The organism is Sphingomonas sp. Leaf25 (assembly GCF_001421635.1).
Classification (GTDB): Bacteria; Pseudomonadota; Alphaproteobacteria; order Sphingomonadales; family Sphingomonadaceae; genus Sphingomonas.
This window is the reverse complement of sequence record NZ_LMKU01000030.1, coordinates 173,289-197,703: the sequence shown is the minus strand read 5'-3', so window position 1 is coordinate 197,703 and position 24,415 is coordinate 173,289. Positions and strand designations below refer to the sequence as shown.

27 protein-coding genes are annotated in these 24,415 nt (G+C 67.1%); 13 read left to right on the top strand and 14 right to left on the bottom strand.

Translation table 11 applies throughout. From position 1 onward, the window contains the following. Window positions 1–54: 54 nt before the first annotated feature. The gene (locus ASE78_RS14805; RefSeq protein WP_056498094.1) at window positions 55–882 is read left to right on the top strand and encodes a hypothetical protein; all 828 of its coding nucleotides are present in this window, start codon (window positions 55–57) and stop codon (window positions 880–882) included. Here the strand turns inward: ASE78_RS14805 and ASE78_RS14800 are convergent. The 3 genes from ASE78_RS14800 to ASE78_RS14790 form a co-directional block, all read right to left on the bottom strand. Then, entirely contained in the window at window positions 792–1,709 is a 918-nt protein-coding gene (locus ASE78_RS14800) for a DMT family transporter (RefSeq protein WP_056498092.1), read from the bottom strand. The genes ASE78_RS14805 and ASE78_RS14800 overlap by 91 nt on opposite strands. After that, complete coding sequence (locus ASE78_RS14795; protein ID WP_056498091.1) at window positions 1,706–2,707, bottom strand: threonine aldolase family protein; 1,002 nt, start codon at window positions 2,705–2,707, stop codon at window positions 1,706–1,708. The genes ASE78_RS14800 and ASE78_RS14795 overlap by 4 nt, the downstream gene beginning before the upstream one ends. Window positions 2,708–3,069: 362 nt before the next feature. Further along, window positions 3,070–5,232 carry a transglycosylase domain-containing protein gene (locus ASE78_RS14790; RefSeq protein WP_056498090.1) on the bottom strand — a complete coding sequence of 721 codons (2,163 nt, stop codon included), beginning with the start codon at window positions 5,230–5,232 and terminating at the stop codon, window positions 3,070–3,072. Window positions 5,233–5,467: 235 nt separating this feature from the next. On the opposite strand from ASE78_RS14790, the gene ASE78_RS14785 reads away from it, so the two are divergent. After that, a complete protein-coding gene (locus ASE78_RS14785) occupies window positions 5,468–5,827 on the top strand; it encodes a hypothetical protein (RefSeq protein WP_056498089.1) in 360 nt (119 codons plus the stop codon). Between the two features lie 82 nt (window positions 5,828–5,909). Here the strand turns inward: ASE78_RS14785 and ASE78_RS14780 are convergent, their stop codons facing one another. Then, on the bottom strand, window positions 5,910–6,476 hold the full coding sequence (locus tag ASE78_RS14780; protein ID WP_056498088.1) for an HNH endonuclease: 567 nt from the start codon (window positions 6,474–6,476) through the stop codon (window positions 5,910–5,912). Window positions 6,477–6,553: 77 nt separating this feature from the next. Here ASE78_RS14780 and gluQRS point away from each other — a divergent pair, with 77 nt between their 5' ends. The 5 genes from gluQRS to egtD are packed head-to-tail and all read left to right on the top strand — an operon-like array spanning window position 6,554 to window position 10,485. Beyond that, window positions 6,554–7,426 (top strand): tRNA glutamyl-Q(34) synthetase GluQRS, encoded by an 873-nt coding sequence (gene gluQRS, locus ASE78_RS14775; RefSeq protein WP_056498087.1) that lies wholly within the window; start codon window positions 6,554–6,556, stop codon window positions 7,424–7,426. Window positions 7,427–7,436: 10 nt separating this feature from the next. Then, window positions 7,437–7,664, top strand: a complete 228-nt coding sequence (locus tag ASE78_RS14770; protein WP_055758999.1) for a twin transmembrane helix small protein — start codon at window positions 7,437–7,439, stop codon at window positions 7,662–7,664. Then, window positions 7,664–8,230 carry a cob(I)yrinic acid a,c-diamide adenosyltransferase gene (locus ASE78_RS14765; protein ID WP_056498086.1) on the top strand — a complete coding sequence of 189 codons (567 nt, stop codon included), beginning with the start codon at window positions 7,664–7,666 and terminating at the stop codon, window positions 8,228–8,230. Before ASE78_RS14770 ends, ASE78_RS14765 begins: the two co-directional genes overlap by 1 nt. Before the next feature lie 18 nt (window positions 8,231–8,248). Further along, entirely contained in the window at window positions 8,249–9,511 is a 1,263-nt protein-coding gene (gene egtB / locus ASE78_RS14760; protein WP_056498085.1) for an ergothioneine biosynthesis protein EgtB, read from the top strand. Next, window positions 9,511–10,485, top strand: coding sequence for an L-histidine N(alpha)-methyltransferase (gene egtD / locus ASE78_RS14755; RefSeq protein ID WP_056498084.1), 975 nt, complete (start codon window positions 9,511–9,513; stop codon window positions 10,483–10,485). Before egtB ends, egtD begins: the two co-directional genes overlap by 1 nt. A gap of 89 nt (window positions 10,486–10,574) precedes the next feature. Here the strand turns inward: egtD and ASE78_RS14750 are convergent, their stop codons facing one another. Next, window positions 10,575–11,669, bottom strand: a complete 1,095-nt coding sequence (locus ASE78_RS14750; RefSeq protein ID WP_056498083.1) for a DUF1176 domain-containing protein — start codon at window positions 11,667–11,669, stop codon at window positions 10,575–10,577. An 82-nt stretch (window positions 11,670–11,751) separates the two neighbouring features. Between ASE78_RS14750 and ASE78_RS14745 the strand changes: the two genes are divergently transcribed. The 3 genes from ASE78_RS14745 (at window position 11,752) to ASE78_RS14735 (ending at window position 13,300) form a co-directional block, all read left to right on the top strand. Next, window positions 11,752–12,621, top strand: coding sequence for a 3-hydroxyacyl-CoA dehydrogenase NAD-binding domain-containing protein (locus ASE78_RS14745; protein WP_056498082.1), 870 nt, complete (start codon window positions 11,752–11,754; stop codon window positions 12,619–12,621). A gap of 65 nt (window positions 12,622–12,686) precedes the next feature. After that, window positions 12,687–13,103: a hypothetical protein gene (locus ASE78_RS14740; protein WP_056498081.1), complete on the top strand. Its 417-nt coding sequence runs from the start codon at window positions 12,687–12,689 to the stop codon at window positions 13,101–13,103. Next, window positions 13,100–13,300: a helix-turn-helix transcriptional regulator gene (locus ASE78_RS14735; RefSeq protein WP_056498080.1), complete on the top strand. Its 201-nt coding sequence runs from the start codon at window positions 13,100–13,102 to the stop codon at window positions 13,298–13,300. The genes ASE78_RS14740 and ASE78_RS14735 overlap by 4 nt, the downstream gene beginning before the upstream one ends. Window positions 13,301–13,485: 185 nt before the next feature. Here ASE78_RS14735 and ASE78_RS14730 read toward each other — a convergent pair whose 3' ends face one another. The 3 genes from ASE78_RS14730 to ASE78_RS14720 all read right to left on the bottom strand — a co-directional run bounded on the left by ASE78_RS14730 (window position 13,486) and on the right by ASE78_RS14720 (window position 15,643). After that, window positions 13,486–13,788 carry a YggT family protein gene (locus tag ASE78_RS14730; protein WP_055759019.1) on the bottom strand — a complete coding sequence of 101 codons (303 nt, stop codon included), beginning with the start codon at window positions 13,786–13,788 and terminating at the stop codon, window positions 13,486–13,488. Window positions 13,789–13,846: 58 nt separating this feature from the next. After that, complete coding sequence (gene argB / locus ASE78_RS14725) at window positions 13,847–14,743, bottom strand: acetylglutamate kinase (RefSeq protein ID WP_056498079.1); 897 nt, start codon at window positions 14,741–14,743, stop codon at window positions 13,847–13,849. 246 nt (window positions 14,744–14,989) lie between these two features. Further along, the gene (locus ASE78_RS14720) at window positions 14,990–15,643 is read right to left on the bottom strand and encodes a queuosine precursor transporter (protein WP_056498078.1); all 654 of its coding nucleotides are present in this window, start codon (window positions 15,641–15,643) and stop codon (window positions 14,990–14,992) included. A gap of 137 nt (window positions 15,644–15,780) precedes the next feature. Between ASE78_RS14720 and ASE78_RS14715 the strand changes: the two genes are divergently transcribed. Continuing rightward, the gene (locus ASE78_RS14715) at window positions 15,781–17,043 is read left to right on the top strand and encodes a NupC/NupG family nucleoside CNT transporter (protein ID WP_056498077.1); all 1,263 of its coding nucleotides are present in this window, start codon (window positions 15,781–15,783) and stop codon (window positions 17,041–17,043) included. 84 nt (window positions 17,044–17,127) lie between these two features. Further along, window positions 17,128–17,535, top strand: a complete 408-nt coding sequence (locus tag ASE78_RS14710) for an Hpt domain-containing protein (RefSeq protein ID WP_082467242.1) — start codon at window positions 17,128–17,130, stop codon at window positions 17,533–17,535. Between the two features lie 48 nt (window positions 17,536–17,583). On the opposite strand, the gene bfr is transcribed toward ASE78_RS14710, so the two are convergent. From bfr to purL, 4 genes are all read right to left on the bottom strand, one after another. Then, complete coding sequence (bfr, locus tag ASE78_RS14705; protein WP_055759029.1) at window positions 17,584–18,075, bottom strand: bacterioferritin; 492 nt, start codon at window positions 18,073–18,075, stop codon at window positions 17,584–17,586. Between the two features lie 104 nt (window positions 18,076–18,179). Beyond that, entirely contained in the window at window positions 18,180–18,350 is a 171-nt protein-coding gene (locus ASE78_RS14700) for a bacterioferritin-associated ferredoxin (RefSeq protein ID WP_055759032.1), read from the bottom strand. A gap of 82 nt (window positions 18,351–18,432) precedes the next feature. Continuing rightward, window positions 18,433–19,653, bottom strand: coding sequence for a DUF418 domain-containing protein (locus ASE78_RS14695; RefSeq protein WP_156351516.1), 1,221 nt, complete (start codon window positions 19,651–19,653; stop codon window positions 18,433–18,435). After that, a complete protein-coding gene (gene purL / locus ASE78_RS14690; RefSeq protein WP_056498188.1) occupies window positions 19,646–21,868 on the bottom strand; it encodes a phosphoribosylformylglycinamidine synthase subunit PurL in 2,223 nt (740 codons plus the stop codon). Before purL ends, ASE78_RS14695 begins: the two co-directional genes overlap by 8 nt. Before the next feature lie 278 nt (window positions 21,869–22,146). Between purL and ASE78_RS14685 the strand changes: the two genes are divergently transcribed. Beyond that, window positions 22,147–22,383, top strand: coding sequence for a hypothetical protein (locus ASE78_RS14685; RefSeq protein ID WP_056498075.1), 237 nt, complete (start codon window positions 22,147–22,149; stop codon window positions 22,381–22,383). A 58-nt stretch (window positions 22,384–22,441) separates the two neighbouring features. Here the strand turns inward: ASE78_RS14685 and ASE78_RS14680 are convergent, their stop codons facing one another. After that, window positions 22,442–22,711: a hypothetical protein gene (locus ASE78_RS14680; protein WP_056498074.1), complete on the bottom strand. Its 270-nt coding sequence runs from the start codon at window positions 22,709–22,711 to the stop codon at window positions 22,442–22,444. Between the two features lie 19 nt (window positions 22,712–22,730). After that, window positions 22,731–24,326, bottom strand: coding sequence for a phospholipase D-like domain-containing protein (locus tag ASE78_RS14675; RefSeq protein WP_056498073.1), 1,596 nt, complete (start codon window positions 24,324–24,326; stop codon window positions 22,731–22,733). Window positions 24,327–24,415: the final 89 nt, after the last annotated feature.

Here is a 24,415-nt window from a genome sequence, read left to right as displayed (position 1 = left end):
CCCGGAACAAGTCCGGGGTGATGGCGGGATCGGAACGAACGAAAGCGAACGACCATGCGCCTCCTGATCTTCGGCATGGGCTACACCGCCCGCGCCATCGCCGACCGGCTGGAGCCGCACGGCTGGCGCGTCGCCGGCACCACCCGCGACGGTCGCGCTGGCACCATCGCCTTCGCCGACCATGATCGGGTGGCGTTCGAGGCGCGAGCCGCCACCGCGATCCTGTCGAGCATCCCGCCCGACACCGACGGCGATCCGGTGCTGAACACCTACCGCGATCTGCTGGACGGCCCGGTCCTCGCCTATCTCTCCTCGACCGGAGTCTACGGCGATGCCGGTGGCGGCTGGGTCGACGAGGCATCGCCCATCGCCGGCCGCCGCGTCGGCCGCAACGCCGCCGACGCCGACTGGCTGGCGATGGGCGCGCGGGTGTTCCGCCTGCCCGGCATCTACGGCCCCGGTCGTTCGCCGCTCGACCGGGTAGCGGAGGGCAAGGCACACCGCGTCGACCTGCCCGATCAGGTGTTCAGCCGCATCCATGTCGCCGACATCGCCGATGGCGTCGCGCGCGGCCTCACCGCGCCCGCCGGCGCCTACAACCTCGCCGACGACCTGCCATGTTCGCAGAACGAGGTCGTCGCCTATGCCGCCGCGCTATTGGGCCTAGCCCCGCCGCCGTTCGTACCGCTAGAGTCGCTCAGCCCGATGGCCCGCGCCTTTTATGCCGAGAACCGCCGCGTCGCGAACGGCCGGGCGAAGCGCGTCCTCGGCTGGACCCCGGCCTATCCCGACTACCGGTTCGGCCTGCGTGCCTTGAGCGCCACCACCAGCCCGACCAGCGCCAGCGCCGCGCCGGCACCGGCCAAGAGCGACCAGCGATAACCCTCGAACAGGGTCGACAACAGCATCGCGATCACCGGCACGATCACGCCATTATACGCCGCCTTGGCCGGGCCGATCACCCGGATCAGCCCGAAGTACAGCGTAAACGCCACCGCCGAGGCGATGATGCCGAGGTAGAACAGCCCGGCGACATAGCTCCACCGCCAGTCGAACACCGGCGCCCCCACCGTCGCCCCGGCATAGGCCGCGTCGATCGTGGCACCGATCAGCATCGCGATCCCCAGCACCGGCACCATCGGATAGGCCCGCGCGGTCGGCGTCGCCTGCATCACATTGGCCGCCGATGCCGCGAACACGCCCGCCAGCGCGATGCCCAGCCCCAGCAGCACCTCGCTCCCGCTCTCGGGACGCACCCGTGCTTCGTGCAGGAACAGCAGCGCGACGCCGCACAGCGCGATGCCCGATCCGACCAGCAACTGCCCGCCCATCCGTTGCCCCAGAAAGACGCGCGCCAGCACCGCATTGGGCACGATCAGCAACGCATACATCAACGCCACCAGCCCGGAGGTGATGTGCAGTTCGGCGCGATAGACGAAATTGAAGTTCAGGCAGAATTGCGCGAGCCCAAGGCCCGCGGCGAACAGCCATCCGCGCCGGTCGAGCGCGAACCGGTCGCCGCGCATCGCCGCCCATGCCAGCATCGTCACCCCCGCGATCACGAAGCGGTACGTGACCGACCATGACGCCGGCACCACCCCCAACTGGTCGCGGATGACGATCCACGTCGATCCCCAGATCAGCGTGACGATGCCGAACGGCACCAGCACGGCGGCGCTCGCCGAACGGGGCGGGGCGGCGTCGCTCACAGCGCCGCGATCGCGCGGGCCAGCGGGGCGACGATCTCGGCTCCCTGATCCCACGCCACCACCAGCCGCGCCTGCCCCGCGCCCCAGTCGTAGAAATCAAACCCCTGCGCGCGCAGGCCCGCTGCCTCTTGCGCGTTCAATCGCACGAAGACCTCGTTGGCCTGCACCGGATGCACCAGCCGCTCGCCCGCGGCCTCCGCCAGCATCGCTGCCCCGACATTGGCGGTCCGCGCATTGGTCAGCCACACGTCGTCGTCCAGCATCGCCAGCAACTGCGCCGCGAGGAACCGGCCCTTCGACGCCAGCAATCCGGCACGCTTGCGGCGGTACTTGGCGACCTTCGCCAGTTCGGGCCGGAAGAACACCAAAGCCTCGGCCGACATGCCGCCGTTCTTGATGAAGCCGAAGCTAAGCGCATCGACCCCGGCCTTCCACGTCACCTCGGCGGGCGTGCAGCCGAGATACGCCACCGCATTGGCGAAGCGCGCGCCGTCCATATGCAGCCCCAGCCTGCGTTCTCGCGCCATTGCGCCGATCGCCGCGACCTCTTGCGCGGTGTAGACGCACCCCGCCTCGGTCGCCTGCGTGATCGACACGACATGCGGCTGCACCTGATGCACGTCGTCGCGCACCGTCGACAGGAACGCGGTGATCGCATCCGGGGTCAGCTTGGCCTGCTCGCCGCCCAGCAGCATTAGCTTGGCGCCATGGGTGTAGAATTCAGGCGCGCCGCCCTCGTCGTTCTGGATATGGGCGTCCGCGTGGCAGACGATGCCGCCATGCGGCGGACACATCGCGGTCAGCGCGAGGCAGTTGGCGGCGGTGCCCGACGGCACCCACAACACCGCGACCTCGCACCCGAACACCTCGCCGAACCGCGCGTCGAGCCGCCGGCTCAGCGAATCGCCGTCATAGGCGGTATCCTGCCCGTTCGCCGCGAGAATCGCCTCCAGCACGGCGGGATGGGCGGGGGCGGCATTGTCCGAAAAGAAACGCATGACCAGCGCCTTGGAACGCGGGCGGGCAGGGGTCAACCGTTGCCCGAACCCGTCTGTGGGGCCGGTACGAAGCGGGGTGACAATAGGGGAGGGGCGGGCCGACAAACCCAAATCGTCACCCCGGACCTGTTCCGGGGTCCACCTGTCCGCAAGCGTTGCTACCGGAAATCGCTGCGGCAGCGTGTGCGGATCGGTGGACCCCGGAACAAGTCCGGGGTGACGAGGGGGAATCGCCCCACACTCCCTCGTCATTCCCGCGAAGGCGGGAATCCATAGACGCAACGGTTGCGGCCCAAGACCCCACGTCAGCGTGTATGGATTCCCGCCTGCGCGGGAATGACGAAAGATGCCCCGAAAAATCCCTACTGCTCGCCCTCATCCTCCGGCGCGCGACGGTCCTCCACCGGCGGCCCATCGTCCTCCCGCCGCCGCTCCTCGCGCGGATTGAACCGCACCTGCCCGTCACGGTCGAGCGACACGTCGAACCCCGGTCCCTCCACCGTCATCGGCCCCTCGTCGGGGATGCCCAGCGCTTCCTGTACCGCGTCGATCGCATTGTCGATCGGCTCCGGCTCGGCCACCACCGGTTCGGGCGCGCGCAGGTCGAGCGCCTGGCGCATGAAGTCGCGCCAGATGCGCGCGGGCAATCCGCCCCCGGCCAGCCCCGGATTGGGCGTGTTGTCGTCGTTGCCCAGCCACACCCCGGCGACGATCCCGCCGGCATAGCCGATGAACAGCGCGTCGCGGCTGTCCTGCGTCGTCCCGGTCTTGCCGAACGCCTCGACGGGCAGGTTCGCGGCGCTGCCCGTGCCCTGCCGGATCGATGCCGCCAGCAGCGTCCGCATCCCCTCCAGCTCGTGCTTGCCCAGCGACTTGCGCGACGAGCGCAGCTTGTCGAGCCAGCTCGGCTCCTGTTCCTCCGCCAGCCCGCGCGGCACGATCGGCGCTTCGCCGGCGGCGATCGCGGCATAGGCGCTGGTGAGTTCGAGCAGCGACACGGTCGAGGTGCCAAGCGCGATCGACGCCTCGTTGGCGATCGGCGTGGAGATGCCCAGATCGCGCGCGGCGCGGATCACGTTCTTGACGCCGACTTCCTTGGTCAGCCGCGCGGCGGCAACGTTGCTCGATCGCTGGAACGCGCGGGTCAGGCTGATCGTCCCCTGATAGCGGCCGTCGCTGTTCTTCGGACTCCACTCGCCGATCGTCACCGGCTCGTCGAGGACGTCGCTGTCGGGGTCGAGCCCCGAGCGCAGTGCCGCCAGATAGACGAACAGCTTGAACGTCGACCCCGGCTGCCGCCGCGCCTGCACCGCGCGGTTGAAGGGACTCGCGCGGTAATCCTTGCCGCCGACCATCGCGATCACCCGCCCGTCGGGCCGCATCGCGACGATCGCCACCTGCGTCTGTTTCAGCCCGGCGTTGCGTACCGCGCGCTCGGCGGCGCGCTGCATCTTCACTTCCAGCGTGGTCGTGACCTTGCGATCCGCGCCGATCCCGCCGGCGCGGTCGCGCGCCTGCGGCAAGACCCAGTCGGCGAAATAGGTTCCCGACGGCAGCGTCCGGGTGCCGCCGACGCGCAGCACGGCCGGCTGGACGCGGTCGGCCTCGGCCGGCGTCAGATAGCCCGCCGCCTCCATCGCGCCGACGACGACCTTCTGCCGCGCGCGCGCACCCTTCAGATTATCGGTCGGGGCAAGCCGCGACGGCGCCTTGACCAGTCCCGCCAGCATCGCCGCCTGTCCGACGGTCAGGTCCTTGGGCGCGCGGCTGAAATAATGGCGCGCGGCGGCATCGAGGCCGTAGGCGTTGTCGCCGAAATAGGCGTTGGACAGATAGCGCGACAGGATTTCGTCCTTGGTCAGCCACGCTTCCAGCCAGAAGGCGATCATCACCTCGCGCAGCTTGCGCGCTGCCGTCCGGTCCGAGTCGAGGAACGCATTCTTGGCGAGCTGCTGGGTGATCGTGCTCGCCCCCTGCCGCACGCCGCCCGCCGCGGTGTTGGTCCACAGCGCGCGGGCGATGCCGCGCGGGTCGACCCCCCAATGGGTGCGGAACCGTCGGTCCTCGATCGCCATGAACGCTTCGGTCACATGCGCGGGCAGTTTGGCGGCGTCGACCGGCTTGCCGATATTGGCGCCGCGCTCGGCGATCGGTTTCCCCTCGGCCGACAGCAAGGTGATCGACGGCGGGGCAGGGGGTTCGAGCGACTTGGACAGCGGCGCGGTCAGCGCCAGCCACGCGATCGCGATGACCAGCAGGACGATAAGCACGCCAAGGCCCCGCATCGCCCAGCGCAGATACCAGCGCAGTGGCCGCTTGCGCCGGGGCGGCTCCGTGCCACCGCCGCCATCGCCTTGACCACCGCCGCCGCCAGTACCGGGAAACGACCGGTCGAACGCGGCCAGCGCCCCGTCGAACGAATCGATCCGCTGCCGCCGTGTTCCCGGATCGTCGCGCAACGTGCGCGGCGGTTCGGCCAGCGCGCCGTCCAGCGTCCGCCTGCGCGCCAGCGCCTCGCCCGACAAGGGCCGGGACAGCCGCCCGATGTCGCCCGGCGCAATCCTCGGGTCAGGCGACTCCCCGGACGGAGCGTGGTCGGGACGGGAAACGCGGCGCCGGAACATCACACTGTCCTATTGGGATAGGACAGCGCGCGCAAGCGGCGTTGCGGCGGGCCGAACCGTCCGCCGCGCACCCTTGCCGGAACCGCCGGGTGCTGCCACGCGCTGGGCCCTCCACAATCACTGGAGACAAGCGACCATGGACGACGATCGCATCTGGAGCTTCGAGGAAAGCCTGTGGACTGCCGATGCGGCGCATTACGAGGAGTCGGTCGACGACGAATGCCTCATGGTGCTGCCCACCCCGCCGTTCGTCTTTACCGGCGCACAGGCCATTGAGGCGGTGAAGAACACCCCGCGCTGGGACAAGGTGTCGCTGACCGACCGCCAGGTCGCCCGCCCGCAGGAAGGGCTGATCGTCGTCGCCTACAAGGCGGAAGCGCACAAGGGCGGCGAGGCGTATCTCGCCTATTGCACCTCGACCTATCGCTGGATCGAGCACGGCGTCTGGACCGTCGTTCAGCACCAGCAGACCCCGCCGCTGACCTCGAAGGGCTAATAAGCGCTACGCCGAACCAGACGTCATTCCAGCGCAGGCTGGGATGACGCCGGGTGGCAGCGGCGCGATCCAGTCGTCCCGCTCAGGCCTCCAGTTCGACGTCCCAGTATAGCCAGTCGTGCCACGTGTCGTGCAAATGTCCCGGTGGAAAGCGGCGGCCCTGTTCCTGCAACTGCCAGCTCGTCGGGCGGATCGGCGCGACGTACAGCGGCATCGCTGCCTGCTTGGGCGTGCGCCCGCCTTTGCGCAGGTTGCATGGCGCGCATGCCGTCGCGACATTTTCCCATGTCGTGCGGCCGCCCTGCGCGCGCGGGATGACGTGATCGAACGTCAGGTCGTGCGCCGCCCCGCAATATTGGCAACTGAACCGGTCGCGCAGGAACAGGTTGAAGCGGGTGAACGCCGGAAACGCCGATGGCCGGACATATTGCTTGAGCGCGATCACCGACGGCAGCTTGATGCTGGCGGACGCGCTGCGCACTTCGCGCTCATATTCCGCCACGATGTCGACGCGGTCGAGGAACACCGCCTTTACCGCCGTCTGCCACGGCCAGACGCTCAACGGGTAATAGCTCAATGGCGTATAGTCCGCGTTGAGCACCAGCGCGGGACAGCCATCGGGATGGCGGAGGCGATCGGGATGGTACATGAAGTCCCCCTCGCGTAAAGGTCGCAGCCGATATGATCGGCATCGATTACGCTGGCATGACAGCACGGCGCGACCCCATGAGTCAAACCGGTGGCGTCGTCACCCGCTTCGCCCCCAGCCCCACCGGGCCGCTCCACCTTGGCCACGCGCTCGCCGCGATCGAATCGCATGATCGCGCGCGGACGTCGGGCGGCCGTTTCCTGCTGCGGATCGAGGATATTGACACCGGCCGCAGCCGCCCCGAGCATGTCGCGAGCATCCTTGTCGACCTCGACTGGCTCGGGCTGGCAAGGGACGGCGAGGTGGTGTTCCAGTCGCAGCGGATGGCGCAGTATGCCGCCGCCCTCGACCGGCTGCGCGCGCAAGGCCTGCTCTACCCGTGTTTCTGCACCCGCGCCGACATCGCCCGCGAGGTCGCCGACAGTGCGTCGGCCCCGCACGGCGCGGACGGGGTGCGCTACCCCGGCACCTGCCGCGCGCTGCCCCGCAACCCCGCGCTGCTCGCCCGCCCGCACGCATGGCGGATCGACATGGCCCGCGCGGTGGCGATCGCCGGTCCGCTGACATGGACCGACGAGATCGCCGGCACGATCGCCGCCGATCCGCTCGCCTCGGGCGACGTTGTCCTCGCGCGCAAGGACGCCGGCACCAGCTATCACCTCGCCGTCACCGTGGACGATGCCGCGCAAGAGATCACCCACGTCGTGCGGGGGGTTGATCTGTTCCACGCTACCCACATCCACCGGCTGTTGCAGGCGCTGCTCGACCTGCCGGTCCCGACATGGCGCCACCACCGGCTGCTGACCGGCCCCGATGGCCAGCGCCTTGCCAAGCGCAGCGGCGCGTCCGCGCTGGCGCTGCTGCGCGCGGGCGGCGTCGACGGACCGGCACTGGCCGACGATCTGCGTGCTGGCCGGCTACCGCTTGGCATCGGCACCACAAGTCCCTAGCTTCAGGTCCATGAACACCTTCCTCGTCCTGTTGCTGATCGCGGCGATGATCGCGGTCGTCGTCGCGCTCGTCCGCGGCATCGTGTCGTTCCTTGCGCAAGGGAGCGCCGAGGTGCGCGGCGAGGGGCCGAGCGAACACGCCATCAAATCGAACAAGATGATGCAGGCCCGCGTGCTGTTTCAGGCGATCGCGATCCTGATCGTCGTCGTGCTGCTGTTCGTCGCCGGCCGCACCTGATGGTCAAGCTCAACCGGATCTACACCCGTACCGGCGATGCGGGGACGACCTGCCTTGTCGACGGATCGCGCGTGGCGAAGGATGCCGCCGTGGTGCAGGCGATGGGCGATGTCGATGAAGCCAATTCGGCGCTCGGCCTCGCCATCGTCGCATTGGGCGACGATCCCGCCATGGCGACCTTGCTGACGATCCAGAACGACCTGTTCGACGTGGGAGCGGACCTTGCCACCCCCGCCGGCATCGACGGTGCGCTGCGCATCGTCCCCGGTCAGGTGACGGCGATCGAGGCGGCGATCGACCGGGTCAACGCCGACCTCACGCCGCTCACCTCGTTCATCCTGCCCGGCGGGACGGGTGCTGCCGCCGCGCTGCACCTCGCCCGCGCCATCGTCCGCCGCGCTGAACGCTCGGCGGTCGCCGCCGATCATATCGCGCGGCTCAACCCAGATTTATTGGCCTATCTCAATCGCTTGTCTGATTTCCTGTTCGTGTTGGCCAGAAAGCTGAACAAAAACGGCACATCGGACGTTTTATGGGTGCCTGGGGGGGAGCGCCCTCGGCCATAGTAGCGGGAGCAGGCCGGAATGCAGTCGATACCGGCCCCCGCCACTGCGCCATGTCTATGGCTCACCGATCGGTTCCGCGCCGTCCGCGCGCTTACCGACTCACTCGCCACGCCGCTGTCCGATGCCGATGCCAGCGTCCAGTCGATGGACGATGCTTCGCCGGTAAAATGGCATCTGGCGCACACCACTTGGTTCTTCGAAACCTTCGTCCTGCGCGACCATGTGCCCGGTTACACACTGTACGACGACCGGTTCCCGTTCCTGTTCAACAGCTATTACGAGGCGGAGGGGCGTCGCCACGCCCGCGCCCGGCGCGGCATGATTACCCGCCCGTCATTGGACGAAGTGCGCGGCTATCGTGCCGCCGTCGACGCCGCACTGATCGCTGCCTTGCCCGATCTGCCGCCCGCCGCGCTCGAACTGGTGGCCCTGGGATGCCATCACGAGGAACAGCATCAGGAATTGTTGCTGACCGACATCCTCCATCATTTCAGCGAAAACCCGCTCGAACCGGCGATGTTCGCCCCCGAACCCAAGCGTCCGGTCGCGGTCCCGCCACCGATCGGCTGGATCGAACACCCCGGCGGCATCGTGCAGGCCGGGCATTGCGGCGAAGGCTTCGCGTTCGATTGCGAAAGCCCGCGCCATGATACGCTGCTCCACCCCCATGCCATTGCCGATCGCACCGTCACCAACGGCGAATGGGACGCGTTCATCGCCGATGGCGGGTACACGACCCCGAAGCTGTGGCTCGCCGACGGCTGGGCATGGGTGCAGGCCAACCGCATCGCCGCGCCGCTCTACTGGGAGCGGCGCGGCGACGTCTGGACCCGCTTCGGCCTCGACGGGCGCCGCGTGATCGATCCTGCCGCGCCCGTCACCCATGTCAGCTTCTTCGAGGCCGACGCCTATGCGAGTTGGGCCGGCGCGCGCCTGCCGACCGAATTCGAATGGGAGGCGCATGCCGCGTCCCATGATCCGGCGGGCGGCAACCAGCTCGACGCCGCCGGCCCGGTCGAACCGCGCCCCGCCGCGCACGGCCCCGCCTTCTTCGGCGACGTGTGGCAATGGACCGGCAGCGCATACCGTCCCTATCCCCGCTTCCGCGCGGTCGAAGGCGCGGTCGGCGAGTATAACGGCAAGTTCATGAGCGGCCAGTTCGTGCTGCGCGGATCGTCGTGCGCCACCCCGCGCGGCCATGCCCGCACCTGCTACCGCAACTTCTTCTATCCCCACCAACGCTGGCAATTCACCGGCGTCCGGCTCGCCAAGGATTTGTGATGCTGCTGACCGACGAAGCGCCGATGGCGAGCCGCGCCGACCCCGCGTTCCGCGCCGACGTGCTCGCCGGGCTGCGCTTGCCGCAAAAGGCGATTCCGGCGCGCTGGTTCTACGACCGGCGCGGCTCCGAACTGTTCGAGGAGATCACCGCACTTCCCGAATACTATCCGACGCGCGCCGAAACCGCGATCCTTCACACCATCTGCCCCGAACTGGTCGGCGCGGTGGGGGATGGGGTCGCGGTGGTTGAATTCGGCTCGGGATCGTCGGTCAAGACGCCGATCGTGCTCAACTGCATCGAACCGGCGGCGTATGTCCCGATCGATATTTCGGGTGATTTCCTGCGCAGCTCGTCCGCCACGCTGGCGAAGCAGTTCCCCGGCCTGCCGGTGCTGCCGGTCGAGGCTGATTTCATGAAGCCGGTGCCGCTGCCTGCCGAAGTGGCGGATATGCCCAAGCTAGGCTTCTTTCCCGGATCGACGATCGGCAACATGGAGCCGCAAGCCGCGACCACGTTGCTGGCGGCGATGCGCGACTGGCTGGGTGAGGGGGCGCTGCTGCTGATCGGTATCGACCGGATTAAGGACACCGCCGTCCTCACCGCTGCCTATGACGATGCCGCCGGCGTCACCGCCGCGTTCAACCTGAACCTGCTGGAGCGCATCAACCGCGAACTGAATGGCAATGTGCCGATCGACGCCTTCGTCCACGAAGCCCGCTGGAACGACGATGCCGCGCGCATCGAAATGCACCTGAAGGCGGTGCGCGACATCCGCTTCACCATCGACGGCCACGACCTGTCGATGACGGCGGGCGAGACGATCCATACCGAAAACAGCCACAAATACAGCGACCGTGACGCCCGCCTGCTGCTGCGCGCCGGCGGCTGGACTCCCCGCCAGCAATGGTGCGGCACCGACGGTGCTTTCTGCGTGATCCTCGCCGAAGCCCGCCCCTTGCCCATCGCGCCCTGACGCAAGGGATGCATCGTCGTCCCGGCGAAGGCCGGGATTTACCATGCCACAACCGTAAAACCGTTACCGGACGCGCAAAAGCGCAACCCTCACCGCACCACCTGTACCGTCCACGTGCGGATGAAGTCGATGCTCCCGCGGCATTCCTCCATCTCGCGCCGCTCGATCAGGCGGAACCGTGCCCCGTCCCATGCGAAGCGCTGGCCGATCCCGCAATCGCCCAGCCCACGCCCCTTGGCATCGCTCGACAGTACGTCGTCGGTGAAATCGACGTTGATGAGGAACGGCACGTTCGCCGCCAGCCCCAGCGACTCGCCGTCGAACACCGTCGGCGTATCGAACGCCGCCGGTACCGCCTTGCCCGCCGCGACCACGAATACCGCCGTGACGATATTATACGCCCCGGTCAGGCAGGGCACCAGCGCCAGCGTCCGCCCCCCGCCCAGTGCCTTGGTGGTGACGTCGGGCAGGTCCTCGCCCTCGCACTTCGCGTTCAGCCGCATCGCCTTGACCAACTGCGGGTCGAGCAGCGCCGCCTCGCCCCGAATTGTCGGGGCCAGCACCACCGACAGCGCCGGGGCCGCCCGGTCGTCGGGGCGGTTCCCCTTGGCGACCAGCGCCCCGGTCGTGCCGGCGCGACCCTGCTGCGCATCCGCCCAGCGCAGCGCCGCCGACGCCCCGGTCAGCGACAGCGTGCCGATCGCCCGCCCGTCGCCACCGGTGATCGCCGCTGATCGTCCGCCCGCGATCACGCGGGCGATCGTCGCCGCCGGCGCGCCGGTCCACTGCGTGAACTCGCCCGCCCGCGCGCCGCCGCGCACCACCGCCACGTCATCGACCGTGATCGTCAGCGGCAGGCGCGGTTCGCCCTCGCTCTGTACCCGCACCCGGATCGCCCCGTCCGGCCCGGCCGCCCGCTCGATCGACAACAGCACCGGCGGTGCCGGGGCATCCTCGTTCATCAATGCGTTCGCCTGACAGGTGGCGCCATTGTCGCATCCCACCGTCCAGTCGGTGAAGGTCTTGAGTCCGCCCGGCGCCGGTGCGGTCCGGCTATCGGCGACCGTGGCGGGCGAGGATGCCGCCGGGGCGGGGGTGGCGCCGTTCCCGCCGGGGTCGCGATCGGTCGAACCGCCGCAGGCGAGGAGGGGCAGGGCGAGGAGCAGGGACAGGAGCGCGCGCATGGCCGATGCGTTACCGCCATGGACGAACCACGCAAACCCGCTATCGCGGGCGACAGGGCAGAATAGTCGAGAGAGGTAGCATATGCAGACGGTTGGAGTGATCGGCGCGGGACAGATGGGCGCGGGCATCGCGCAGGTATCGGCACAGGCGGGCTATGCCGTGTTGCTGTCCGACGTATCGGTCGACCGCGCGCAGGCGGGCAAGGACGGCATCGCGAAGCAGCTCGCCCGCGCGGTATCGAAGGAAAAACTGACCCAGGCGGACGCCGACGCCGCGCTCGAGCGGATCACGCCGATCGGCGATCTCGCCGCCATGGCCCCGTGCGATCTGGTGATCGAGGCCGCGACCGAACGGGAAGCGATCAAGCGCCAGATTTTCGAGACCGTCGGCAAGGCGCTGTCCGACACCGCGATCCTCGCCAGCAACACCTCGTCGATCCCGATCACCCGGCTGGCACAGGCCTCGCCCGATCCGGCGCGTTTCGTGGGCGTGCATTTTTTCAATCCCGTGCCGGTGATGGGCCTGATCGAACTGATCCGTGGGCTGGCCACCAGCGACGCGACCGTCGCGGCGGTCGAGGCGTTCGGCCAGAGCCTGAACAAGCGCATCGTCCACGCCAACGACGCGCCCGGCTTCATCGTCAATCGCGTGTTGATGCCAATGCTCAACGAAGCCTGTTTCGCGCTGGGGGAGGGCGTGGCGACGATCGCCGACATCGACGCCGCCTGCCAGTTGGGACTGAACCATCCGATGGGGCCGTTCACGCTGGCCGACTTCATCGGCCTCGACACCTGTCTGGAAATCACCCGCGTGCTGTTCGAGGGTACGGGCGATCCCAAATTCCGTCCCGCACCGCTGCTGGTGAAATATGTCGAGGCCGGCTGGTACGGCCGCAAAGTCAAGCGCGGCTTCTACGACTATAGCGGCGCGGAACCGGTACCGACGAGGTAAAGGACACTTGACGTAAAGCGAACTTGTCATGTAAAGCGTCCTTCACACAGTGGAGGACGCTCATCATGGAACGACGCAATCTCGCACAGCGGCGCTACCTGCGCCGGTTCATGCCGTTGATGGTCAGCTATGCGATGATCCTGATCGGGGTCAGCGCGGCGCAGCGGCACGGCGATCTCGCCGGCGCGACGCTCGGGGCCATGTCGGTGCTGCCCGCCATCCCGCTGGTCGGCGTCATCATCGTCATGGGGCTGTATCTGCGCGAGGAACGCGACGAGTTCGTCCGCAACCGCCTCGTCATGGCGATGCTCGGCGGCACCGGCATCCTGCTCGCCGCGACGACGGTGTGGGGCTTCCTAGAAAACAACGGCATGGTCGGCCATCCCCCGACCTTCCTCGCCTTTCCCTTCTGGTGCGGGGCGATGGGCATCACCCAATGCGCGATGGCGCTGCACGACCGGCTGACGAGCCCGGCGGAATGAACAACCATCTCAAAACACTGCGCGCCGAGCGGGGCTGGTCGCAACAGCATCTGGCCGAACGGCTCGACGTCTCGCGCCAGAGCGTCAACGCGGTCGAGACGGGCCGCTACGACCCGTCGCTCCCACTCGCCTTCCGCATCGCCGAACTGTTTGACCTGCCGATCGAGGCGGTCTTCGTCAGCCCGTCGCGCGGTTAGAGTGGTTTCCGATCAGATTGGATCATCATCACGGAGCCGGTTTCGGTTCGGGGCAAGGCGCGAGGAGGGCGCGATGCTGAAGCATCGTGACCAACGAGCAACGCAGCCCCGGATCGAAACCGGCCCGCCGCGCACGCGGTCGCCCGCAGGGCGATGACGATGGTTCAATCTGGTCGGAAACCACTCTAGATGAACATCCCCACCGTATTGCGCGCGATTGCTGGAATGATGATGCGATCGACGATCTGGATCAGGATCAGCACCACGAACGGCGCGAAATCCATTGCCCCGAAGTCGGGGAGGATGCGCCGGATCGGGCGATAGATCGGCTCGGTCAGCGTCACCAGACCACTGTAGAGCTGACGGACCACGTCGTTCTGCGTGTTGATGACGTTGAACGACAGCAGGATCGACAGGATCGCCTGAACGATGATGATCCACCACAGGATGTTCAGGAGCACCTGGACGATTTCGAGCAAGACGTTCAACGCAGCACCTTTCGAATGACGGCCTGACTATAGAGCGTGCGGGGCAGCACTCCAAGCCTCAGGCGCGAACCAGCGTGCCTGCGCCCTGTTCGGTAAAGATTTCGAGCAGCATCCCGTGCGGCACCCGCCCGTCGAGGATGACCGCCGCGTCGACGCCCTTGGCCACCGCATCGACGCACGTCTCGACCTTGGGGATCATGCCGCCCTTGATCGTCCCGTCGGCCTGCAACGCGGCGATGCGGGCGGGGTCGAGGTCGCGCAGCAGCTCGCCCTGCTTGTCGAGCACGCCCGCGACATCGGTCAGCAGGAAGAAGCGCGACGCCCCCATCGCGCTCGCGATCGCGCCCGCCATGGTGTCGGCGTTGATGTTGTAGGTATGGCCGTCCGCGCCCAGTGCCACCGGGGCTACGACCGGGATGAAGCCGTCGCGCGCGAGGCTGTGGAGGATCGTCGGGTCGACATTGCTGGGCGTGCCGACAAAGCCCAGATCGACATGGCGCTCGATGCCCTGCGTCCGGTCCGGCTCGCTGCGGTTGACCTTTTCGGCGGTGACGAGCTGCGCGTCCTTGCCCGAAATGCCGACTGCCTTGCCGCCCGCCTGCGCGATCCACGCGACGATTTCCTTGTTGATCTTGCCGGCCAGCACCATTTCCGCGACCTCGGCGGTGGCGGCGTCGGTGACGCGCAGGCCATCGACGAAGCGCGATTCGACGCCGAGCCGCTTAAGCATCGCGCCGATCTGCGGCCCGCCGCCATGGACGACGACCGGGTTGATGCCGACGGCCTTGAGCAGCACGACGTCCTCGGCGAAATCGCGCGCCAGTTCGGGGTCGCCCATCGCGTGCCCGCCATATTTCACCACGAACGTGCGGCCCGCATAGCGTTGCAGATAGGGCAGCGCCTCGGTCAGCGTTTCCGCCTTGGCGAGCATGCGGGGGTCGGGAGCGTTCGTCATGGCCGCGCCTTTAGCGGCCTATCGCGGGCGAGGGAAGAAGTTGGGTTCGCGCGGAGACGCGGAGTGAAGAAGGGAAGTGAATTTTCGCGCAGAGGCGCAGAGACGCAGAGAGGGCTTGGACCGGGAGAGTTCGGCCTGTTCGGCGAAGCCTCTCGCTTCGCTGTATCGGCAATCAGAGAGCCGCTATCGCGGCAGGCGCAACTTCTCCGCGTCTCCGCGCCTCCGCGTGAAACCGAATCCCTATTCCTACCGAACCCGATCGAGCCACCGCCCCAGGCCGACGAACGCATAGATCAGCGGCGGCACCAGCACGATCGACAGAACGACCTTGGCCAGCATCTGCCCGACCACCAACTCGCCGATCGGGAACACGCCATAGAAGGCAACCGAGATGAAGATCAGCGTATCGACGATCTGCGACAGCACGCTGGCGATCGCCGCGCGCAGCCACAGCAGCTTGCCTTGCCCACGCTTCAGCCAGTCGAAGATCGTGACGTTCAGCGTCTGCGAGATGCCATAGGCGAGGATACCCGCCCCCCAGATGCGCGGCGTGGCGCGCATCATCAGGTCGAACGCCGCCAGCCGCTCGGGCTCCATCGATTCCGACGGCGGGACCGCCAGCACGACCAGCAGCAGCACGATCGAGGTGACGAGCGGTATGAATCCGAACTGCACCAGCCGGTTGGCGACCGAACGGCCATGCAGTTCCGCCACCGCGCTCGACACCGCGACCAGCAGCAGGAAAGCAAAGATGCCCGCCTCCACCGCCAGCGGCCCGATCGCGACCTGCTTGTTGCCCAGCACTCCGGCGATGCACACCATGCCGCCGTAGAAGATCGAGAGCAGGAACAGCGACCGCGGCATGTTGATGGTCGCAGGGGCGGAGGAGGGTGTCGTCATGGCCCCTGCTATCGCCCAAATCGCCCATATGCAAAAGCGTTTGTCTCGGCTGGCGTCCGTGGACGTGCCATGGCATGTCACGCTGGTTTGGGCCGTCCCGCGGAGGCGGGCGGCGGGGTAGGGTAGTTCAGCTTCACATGACACGGTTTCTCATCGGCGTCGCCGGCATCGTCGTGATTCTCACGATCGCCGTCGCGCTGTCCACCAACCGCCGGGCGATCCGGCCGCGCGTCGTGGGGTCGGCCTTTGCGCTTCAGGCCGGGATCGCCGTGCTGGTGCTCTATACGCCATGGGGCAAGGGCGTGCTCGGCTTCCTGTCGGGCGGGGTCGCCAATCTGCTGGGCTATGCCAATGCCGGCACCACCTTCCTGTTCGGGCCGCTGGCCCGACCCGAGATCGGCGGCACCAGCTTCGCCATCGCCGCGCTGCCGGTCATCATCTTCTTCGCCTCGCTGGTGTCGATCCTCTATTATCTCGGCATCATGCAGTTGGTGGTGCGCTGGATCGGCGGCGGCATCGAAAAGGTGATCGGCGTCAGCAAGGTCGAATCGCTGTGCGCCGCCGCCAACATCTTCGTCGGCCAGAGCGAATCGCCGCTCGTCATCCGCCCCTATCTGTCGGGCCTCACCCCGGCACAGTTGTTCACGGTGATGACCAGCGGCATGGCCGGCGTGGCGGGGACGATCCTCGCCGCCTATGCCTCGATGGGCATCCGCATCGATTTCCTGCTGGCCGCCAGCTTCATGGCGGCCCCTGGCGGCATATTGATGGCCAAGATCATCATGCCCGACACGCCCGAGCCGCCCGCCGGCGAACTGCCGCTGGGCGACGACCGCGAGGCCGAGGCGATTGCGCTCGCCGAGGCGACGCATGACGAGGAGCGTCCGGCGAACCTCATCATGGCGGCGGCGCAGGGCGCGCAGACCGGCGTCAAGCTGGCGGTCGCGGTCGGCGCGATGGTGCTGGCGTTCGTCGCGCTGGTCGCGCTCGCCAACGGGCTGCTCGGCGGGGTGGGCAATTGGTTCGGGGTCGCCGATCTGAGCTTCCAGCGGCTGCTCGGCTATGTGTTCGCGCCGGTCATGTTCCTGCTGAACGTGCCGTGGAGCGAGGCAGGCATCGCCGGCGGGTTGTTCGGGCAGAAGGTCGTGCTGAACGAGTTCGTCGCCTATATCTCGCTCGGTGAAGCGGGCAGCGCGCTGTCGGCGCGGACGATTGCGATCGTCACGTTCGCGCTGTGCGGTTTCGCCAATTTCTCGTCGATCGCGATCCAGATGGCGGTGACGGGCAGTCTGGCCCCCAATCAGCGGCCGATGATCGCCCGGCTCGGCATCCGCGCGCTGATCGCGGGCAGCCTTGCCAATCTGATGTCGGCGGCGCTGGCGGGGTTGCTGATCGCCTGATTGTAACCCTTTGTTTACCGGGGTTCCGGTAGCTTTCGGGTGGGTCTTCGTGCGGGGCCATAACGGGTGGCAAGGGCAGGCGTGATGGAGCAGGGGCTGATCGATGCGGGGGCGCTTGCGGCCGCGCGCGCCGAGCTTGGCGGCAACTTCGTCCGCATTCTCGGCTATTTCCGCGAAGATGGCGTGAAATCGGTTTCGGCGATCGAATCGGCGATGCGCGATTCGAATGCGGCGGCGATGGTGTTGCCGGCGCACACGTTGAAGGGCGAGTCGCGCCAGTTCGGCGCGGAAACGCTGGCGGATATTGCCGAAGGGATCGAGACGATCGCGCGAAGCTGCGTCGAGACGCACGACGATCCGTCCGAGGCACTGGAGCATGTCGCCCGGCTTCGCCCGTTGTTCGATGCAACGCTGGCGGTGCTGGAGCGGACCAGCAACCCGCTCGCCACGCGCCGGCCCGCCGGTTTCGGACGGCGCGTCGCCGTCATCTGACCGGGTAGGGACCCGACCGCATCCCCAGGATATGGTCGGGGATAATCCTCAGCCTTCCATCTTGTCGTATTCCGACTTCGAGTTGAGCTGGATATAGTTGTGGATGCCCATGCGTTCGATCATCTCGAACTGGGTTTCCAGCGTGTCGACATGCTCTTCCTCGTTCATGAGGATTTCGGCGAACAGGTCGCGGCTGACGAAGTCGCGCACGCTTTCGCAATAGGCGACGGCTTCACGCAACTGCGCCACCGCCTCGACCTCGATCGCGAGATCGGCCTTGAGCACTTCCTCGACCGTCTCACCGACACGCAGGCGGCCCAGAAGCTGGAAATTGGGCAGACCGTCGAGAAACAGGATGCGCTCCGCCAGACGGTCGGCGTGCTTCATCTCGTCGATCGATTCATGCCGTTCGAACTGGGCGAGCTTGTAGACGCCCCAATGGTCGAGCAGGCGATAGTGCAACCAATATTGGTTGACCGCCGTAAGCTCGTTCCTGAGCGCCTCGTTAAGAAATTCGATGACCTTGGCGTCGCCCTTCACGGATACCGTCCCTTATCTGATGATCGGTATCGTTCTACGCGCATCGCCGGCAATGTGACAGCCAAAAATCGGCGGAAATCCGCGACTTTGGGCGGTTGCGAACGCTACGCAGCCGCGCGTTCCGAATCGATAATGGCTCGCGCGAACGGGACGCACTGGCCGCATTTCGCCTGGCAGCCGAGCGCGCGATAGGCCTGGCAGGTGGTGTTCGCACCACAGCGCGCCGCGTGGCGGACATCACGTTCCCGAATGGCATTGCAGACGCACACGACCATGATCGACCCCTCGCTCTGGACAGGGGCTTGATAGCGCTAGTGCAAATCGGTCGCAACACTTATTGCGTTTCAATCGCAAGTTTCAGCAGGTGGTGATCCGTATCGGTTGCACCTGCCACCGCGACAACGACCGCCACAGCCACTCGAACGGGCCATAGCGAAAGCGTGACAGCCACCACGGCGACCAGAGCAGCATGGCGAGGCACATCACCGCGACGAACGGATAGAGACCCGCACGCGAAAAGCGTCCGAACAGGCCCAGCCCCCAGCCGTAGAACAGGAAGCACATCACGATGCTGGTCGCGAGATAGTTGCTGAGCGCCATCCGCCCGACATCGGCCAGCCGCCGTGCCAATGGTCGCTGTGCCCGGCCGAGCAGGACGAGGACGGCCGCCCAGCCGGCGATCATGATCGCGCGGGGCACGATCGCCAGCACCAGCGGCCCCGCCGCGATCGCCAGCGTGTCGAGGTCGCGCGACGCCATCCATGCCGCGATCAGCGCATAGCCGCCACCGCCGAGGCCGATACCGGCGATGGCCCAGCCGAGGTAGCGCCGCTGCGACCACGCGCCGGTCAGCATGCCCGATCGCAGCGCGGCCATGCCGAACACCATGTACGCAAGGGTTTCGCATCCGATGAGGACGGTGTTCGACAGGTTGATCGCCAGTTGGTTCAGATTATGCGCGACGATGCCGCCGAACCCGCCGCGGAACAGCGCCAGTTGCGCGGCGATCGTGGTCGGATCGGGCACGCCGAAGCCTTCCTCAAACTCGCGAAGGCTGGCGGCGGCCTGCGCGGTATGGGCCGCTGTCATCGTCAGATACGACAGCGGTATCGATCCCATGAGCAGCAGGTCGACGACGCTCAGCGTCACGCCGAACGCGACCAGCCGCCACGGTTCATGATGGCGGAACAGGAAGGCAACCGACCCGATCAGCGCATAGTGGACGAGGATGTCGCCCGACCACAGCAGCACGGCATGGGCCAGCCCCAGCACCAGCAGCCACGCCATGCGCCGGTAATGGACCGGTGCCGCATTGTCCCCGGCACGATCGGCGATCAGCAGCAGCGAGCCGCCGAACAGGAACGAGAACAGCCCGCGCATCTTGCCGTCGAACGCGACGAATACCGCATAATAGGTCCAGCGATCCGCCGGCCCGTCCAGTCCATAGGCGCGCGGCGAAAGATACGCCGCCTCCGGCATCGCGAACGACACGATGTTGAGGAACACGATCCCCATCACCGCCACCCCGCGCACCGTATCGAGCGTGGCGATACGCTGCGCGGGGGGAAGGTCAGGCAAGGGCGGCGTCTGCACCCATGAGCGCCGGGAAGAAGCCCTCGTGCGCGGTGCGCAGATCGGCGAGCAATACCGCGAAATCGCCGTCGGCCAGTTCGAAGATGATCCGGCTGCCGATGGTCCGGCCGATCGGCTCGGCATCGACCCCGGCCTTTTCCGCGCCCTGCAGGAAGCCAAGCAGCGCATGGTCGTGGACGGTGACGATATAGACGCCCTGATCCTCGGCGAACAGCGAGCGGGCGATGTCGTCGAACGGCAGCTTGCGGTCGAGGATCGCACCGACGTTCCCGGCGAGTGCCATTTCCGCGACCGTTACCGCGACGCCGCCGTCGGACACGTCATGGCATGCGGTGATCTGACCCGACAGGATCGCCTGGCGGATATAGCCGCCGGTGCGGCGCTCGCCATCGAGGTCGACCGGCGGTGGCGGGCCTTCCTCACGGCCGTGCAGTTCGCGCAGCCACAGCGACTGGCCGAGCGGGCCGGTGCGGTCGCCGACGCGCAGGATGATGTCGCCGGTCTGCTTGAACGCGATCGTCGCCGACTTTTCCCAATCCGCCAACAGCCCGACGCCGCCGATCGCCGGGGTCGGCAGGATCGCCGAGCCACCGCCGGTCGCCTTCGATTCATTGTAGAGCGAGACATTGCCCGACACGATAGGGAAGTCGAGCGCGCGACACGCCTCGCTCATCCCGTCGAGGCAGCCGACGATCTGGCCCATGATTTCGGGGCGCTGCGGGTTGGCGAAGTTGAGGCAGTTGGTGACGGCCAGCGGCGTCGCGCCGACCGCGGTAAGGTTGCGATACGCCTCGGCGATCGCCTGTTTCCCGCCCTCGACCGGATCGGCGAAGCAATAGCGCGGGGTGCAGTCGGTGGTCATCGCCAGCGCCTTGGACGTGCCATGCACCCGCACCACCGCCGCGTCGCCGCCGGGGCGCTGCACCGTGTCGGCGCCGACCATGTGGTCATACTGTTCCCAGATCCAGCGGCGGCTGGCGATGTCGGGCGATCCCATCAGCTTCAGCAGATCGGCGGCCGGATCGGTGGATTCGGGCACGTCGGTCAGTTCGGCGGGCTTTGGCGTTGGCACATGCGGCCGGTCGTAGAGCGGTGCGTCGTCGGCAAGCGGCCCCAGCGGAATGTCCGCCACCACATCGCCCTGCCATTTCAGCACCATGCGGCCGGTGTCGGTGACATGGCCGATGACCGCGAAGTCCAGTTCCCATTTGTCGAAGATCGCCTTGGCGAAATCCTCGCGGCCGGGTTTCAGCACCATGAGCATCCGCTCCTGGCTTTCCGACAGCATCATCTCGTACGGGGTCATGCCGCGCTCGCGTTGCGGCACGTCGTCCATGACCAATTCGATGCCGACCCCGCCCTTCGACGCCATTTCAACCGACGAGGAGGTGAGGCCGGCCGCGCCCATGTCCTGGATCGCGACGATCGCGTCCGACGCCATCAGTTCGAGGCACGCCTCGATCAGCAGCTTTTCGGTGAAGGGATCGCCGACCTGCACGGTCGGGCGCTTTTCCTCGGCATCCTCGCCGAAATCGGCCGAGGCCATGGTCGCGCCGTGGATGCCGTCGCGTCCGGTCTTGGAACCGACATAGACGATCGGATTGCCGATGCCGCTGGCAGCCGAATAGAAGATTTTGTCCGTATCGGCGATGCCGACGGTCATCGCGTTGACGAGGATGTTGCCGTCATAGGCCGGGTGGAAGTTCACCTCGCCGCCGACGGTCGGCACGCCGACGCAATTGCCATAGCCGCCGATGCCGTGGACCACGCCCGCGATCAGGTGGCGCATCTTGGGATGATCGGGCCGGCCGAAGCGCAGCGCGTTGAGGTTCGCGATCGGGCGCGCGCCCATCGTGAACACGTCGCGCAGGATGCCGCCGACGCCGGTCGCCGCCCCCTGATAGGGTTCGATGTACGACGGGTGGTTGTGGCTCTCCATCTTGAAGATCGCCGCCTGTCCGTCGCCGATGTCGATGACGCCGGCGTTCTCGCCCGGGCCGCAGATGACCTGCCGCCCGGTCGTCGGCAGCTTCTTCAGGTGGATGCGGCTGGATTTATAGCTGCAATGTTCCGACCACATGACCGAGAAGATGCCGAGTTCGGTGAGGTTCGGCTCGCGCCCCATGGCATGGAGCACGCGCTCATATTCTTCGGGGCTCAGGCCGTGTTCGGCGACGATCTCGGGCGTGATCTGGGTCATGGCCAGCGCCTCTAGCGCGCGGAGGTCGCGGGTGCCAGCGGGTTTCGTGCGGCGGGTGGCGTCTCGATCATTGTGCATGTGCAGCAAGTTTTGGTGCGACTATGGTCCCCGAACCGCTCCGTGCGTTGCAGCAAAGCTACAATCGGTGCGCAACCGCATCCATTCCGGCGGATTCCCGGCAATTCCATTGTCCCGTCAATGGAACCCGTTATCGTCCTGTTGGTCGGTATTCGACGCCACACGTCGTGGCGTCGGGCCGAGGCAAGGGAGATAATGCCATGGTTTCGAAGTTCCTCACCGCGCTTGCTGCAACTGCGCTGGTCGCCGCCCCGATCGCCGCCAACGCCCAGAACGCGTCGGCCCTGTCGGTCGCCAAGTCGGTCCGCGCGAGCGCGCCGCAGAAGGCATCGAACAAGCTGGCCGGCGGCGGCATCGTGTTCCTGCTGCTCGCAGCGGCGATCGTCGCCGGCGGCGTGTACATCGCGGTCGACGACGACAACTCGGACAGCAACTAAGTCCGGGTCGGTACGGGGAGCCGGCGGCTCCCCGTACTTCCGCATCGTCCGCGATCGTTCAGGCCGACAGATCGGCCTTCGATCGCCGCGTGGCGGAGCGGATGCAGGAGTCGGCGGCAAGTCCGAGCACCTGTATCGCGAACGCGCTGTCGTTCCATTCCGTCGCCGCGAAATCGGCGTGCCACCATTGCAGGCAGAGCAGCAGAAAGCCCATCAGCGCCGCGCCGGTAACGATCTGCACCGTTCGCTGCGGAACATGGGGCTGGATGACCGGCAAAGACGTCGCCGCCATGGTCCACGCAAGCCCCGCCACGATCCACGCCAGCATGTCTCTCACTCCGCCATTGTTATGATGGTTGACCGGTATCGCGCCTGCGCCACGCCTGCCACAACATCATGCCGACCAGCGTGCCGCCGGCCACCACGCCGCCGACCGCGACCGCCGTTACCACCGGGGACAGGGTGTCGTCGGCGCGGTGGAGATGCGGGCGGTGCTTCGCCAGCCGGCGCAGCAGCGGCTTGCGGGTCGAGAATGCCTCGAACATCTCCTCGGGACCTTCGGGATCGAGGACCTTGTTGTCGGCCAGCCATTCCATGACGCCGTTGAGGTCGGGAATCTCATAGGGACGCAGCGAGCGGCCGTCCCCACGCAGTTCCTCTATCGTCGCGATCAGCGAGTTCGTGCACGCCAGCGTGTCCTGTACCACCTGACAGGTCACGTCGAGATGTTCGGCCAGCAGCGAATCGCGGATGCCGGCGATGGTGCTGCGTTCGTCGGCGTTGGCGCTGCGGGTCGCGTCGATCGTCACGTCGCATTCGGTGTCGAGCCGGAGCGAACGGTTGTTGAAGTTGGACGAGCCGACGCGCAGCAACTGGTCGTCGATCACCGTCACCTTGGCATGGACGTAGATCGCCGTGCCGCCGGCGGTGAAGGGATGATAGAGCCGCAGCCGGTCGTGCCGGTCGCGTTCCTTGAGCGCCTGGAAGATCCGGGCGCGCGCCGAATCCATCGCGATCGGCTCCAGCCAGCCTTCGGCGGTGGTCGGATTGACGATCACGACTTCGGGGCCATCGGCCTCGTCGAGCCGCCGGGCGATCGCCTCAGCGACCTTGCGCGAGGCGAAATACTGGCTCTCGGCATAGATGAAACGTTCGGCGCGGGCGATCAGGTCGAGGTAGAGCGCCTCGATCTCGTGGACGGGCACCTGTTCGGCCATCTCGGGGATGGTGCGGGCAATCGCGACCTCGACATCGGTGAAGTCGGGTTCGAGTCCGTCGGGCCAGCAGCCACCGGCATCGGTCGGCCGGGGCAGTTCCTCGCCGCCCGATACCTGCCAGCGGGCGCGGCACATGTCGCCGAGCGCAGCGGCGATCGGCCCTTCCAGGGCGGTGGTGACGTCGTGCCACGGCTTGTAGGGGGTGCCGTCGGGTTCGATCCGGCGGGGATCGTCATCGATATGCTCGCGCGTGTCCCACCGGTCGACGGTCATGTCGATGCCGCCGCAGAAGGCGACGTCGTCGTCGATCACCACCACCTTCTGGTGATGCGATCCGGCGACCGGATGATGCCCGTCGAGCCGGAGGTGGACCTGTGGGTCCTTGATCCATTTGGCGAGGCGCAGCAGGGTGCGGCCGTGGAACAGCGTCTTGATCGCGCCGGTGTCCCATCGCAGGATATGGACTTGAAGCCCCGGTGTCCGGCGGACCAGCCAGCTTATGAATTCGCCAACCTTTTCAGGGCCTTCGCTCGCCGGATCGGTCTTGAAGCGGATGCGCGCGTCGAAATCCCAGCCGATCAGCAGAATCTGTTTCCTGGCCTTCAGCATCGCGGCGCGGGCGGCGGCGAAATAATTGTCGGCATCGACCAGTACGGTCGCGCGGGTGGCCTGCTCGATCCGCCAGCAGTTGCGGTTCGGGTCGAGCGGAGGGGTATGAAGCGCCATGGCCGATGCAATGACAGGCAAACGTTACGGTTCCAAGCGATTACGGCGGGTTAGTCAATGCGCCCGGTCCAAAGTTTACAAAGTTTACA

Coding starts and splice junctions, on each gene's coding strand:
- ASE78_RS14685 (WP_056498075.1), top strand. CDS start 22,147: ATGGTTTCGAAGTTCCTCACCGCGCTTGCTGCAACTGCGCTGGTCGCC.
- ASE78_RS14805 (WP_056498094.1), top strand. CDS start 55: ATGCGCCTCCTGATCTTCGGCATGGGCTACACCGCCCGCGCCATCGCC.
- ASE78_RS14765 (WP_056498086.1), top strand. CDS start 7,664: ATGGTCAAGCTCAACCGGATCTACACCCGTACCGGCGATGCGGGGACG.
- gluQRS (WP_056498087.1), top strand. CDS start 6,554: ATGAGTCAAACCGGTGGCGTCGTCACCCGCTTCGCCCCCAGCCCCACC.
- ASE78_RS14675 (WP_056498073.1), bottom strand. CDS start 24,326: ATGGCGCTTCATACCCCTCCGCTCGACCCGAACCGCAACTGCTGGCGG.
- ASE78_RS14745 (WP_056498082.1), top strand. CDS start 11,752: ATGCAGACGGTTGGAGTGATCGGCGCGGGACAGATGGGCGCGGGCATC.
- purL (WP_056498188.1), bottom strand. CDS start 21,868: ATGACCCAGATCACGCCCGAGATCGTCGCCGAACACGGCCTGAGCCCC.
- ASE78_RS14780 (WP_056498088.1), bottom strand. CDS start 6,476: ATGTACCATCCCGATCGCCTCCGCCATCCCGATGGCTGTCCCGCGCTG.
- egtB (WP_056498085.1), top strand. CDS start 8,249: ATGCAGTCGATACCGGCCCCCGCCACTGCGCCATGTCTATGGCTCACC.
- egtD (WP_056498084.1), top strand. CDS start 9,511: ATGCTGCTGACCGACGAAGCGCCGATGGCGAGCCGCGCCGACCCCGCG.
- ASE78_RS14735 (WP_056498080.1), top strand. CDS start 13,100: ATGAACAACCATCTCAAAACACTGCGCGCCGAGCGGGGCTGGTCGCAA.
- ASE78_RS14795 (WP_056498091.1), bottom strand. CDS start 2,707: ATGCGTTTCTTTTCGGACAATGCCGCCCCCGCCCATCCCGCCGTGCTG.
- ASE78_RS14720 (WP_056498078.1), bottom strand. CDS start 15,643: ATGACGACACCCTCCTCCGCCCCTGCGACCATCAACATGCCGCGGTCG.
- ASE78_RS14700 (WP_055759032.1), bottom strand. CDS start 18,350: ATGGTCGTGTGCGTCTGCAATGCCATTCGGGAACGTGATGTCCGCCAC.
- ASE78_RS14680 (WP_056498074.1), bottom strand. CDS start 22,711: ATGCTGGCGTGGATCGTGGCGGGGCTTGCGTGGACCATGGCGGCGACG.
- ASE78_RS14740 (WP_056498081.1), top strand. CDS start 12,687: ATGGAACGACGCAATCTCGCACAGCGGCGCTACCTGCGCCGGTTCATG.
- ASE78_RS14750 (WP_056498083.1), bottom strand. CDS start 11,669: ATGCGCGCGCTCCTGTCCCTGCTCCTCGCCCTGCCCCTCCTCGCCTGC.
- ASE78_RS14715 (WP_056498077.1), top strand. CDS start 15,781: ATGACACGGTTTCTCATCGGCGTCGCCGGCATCGTCGTGATTCTCACG.
- ASE78_RS14785 (WP_056498089.1), top strand. CDS start 5,468: ATGGACGACGATCGCATCTGGAGCTTCGAGGAAAGCCTGTGGACTGCC.
- ASE78_RS14770 (WP_055758999.1), top strand. CDS start 7,437: ATGAACACCTTCCTCGTCCTGTTGCTGATCGCGGCGATGATCGCGGTC.
- ASE78_RS14710 (WP_082467242.1), top strand. CDS start 17,128: ATGGAGCAGGGGCTGATCGATGCGGGGGCGCTTGCGGCCGCGCGCGCC.
- argB (WP_056498079.1), bottom strand. CDS start 14,743: ATGACGAACGCTCCCGACCCCCGCATGCTCGCCAAGGCGGAAACGCTG.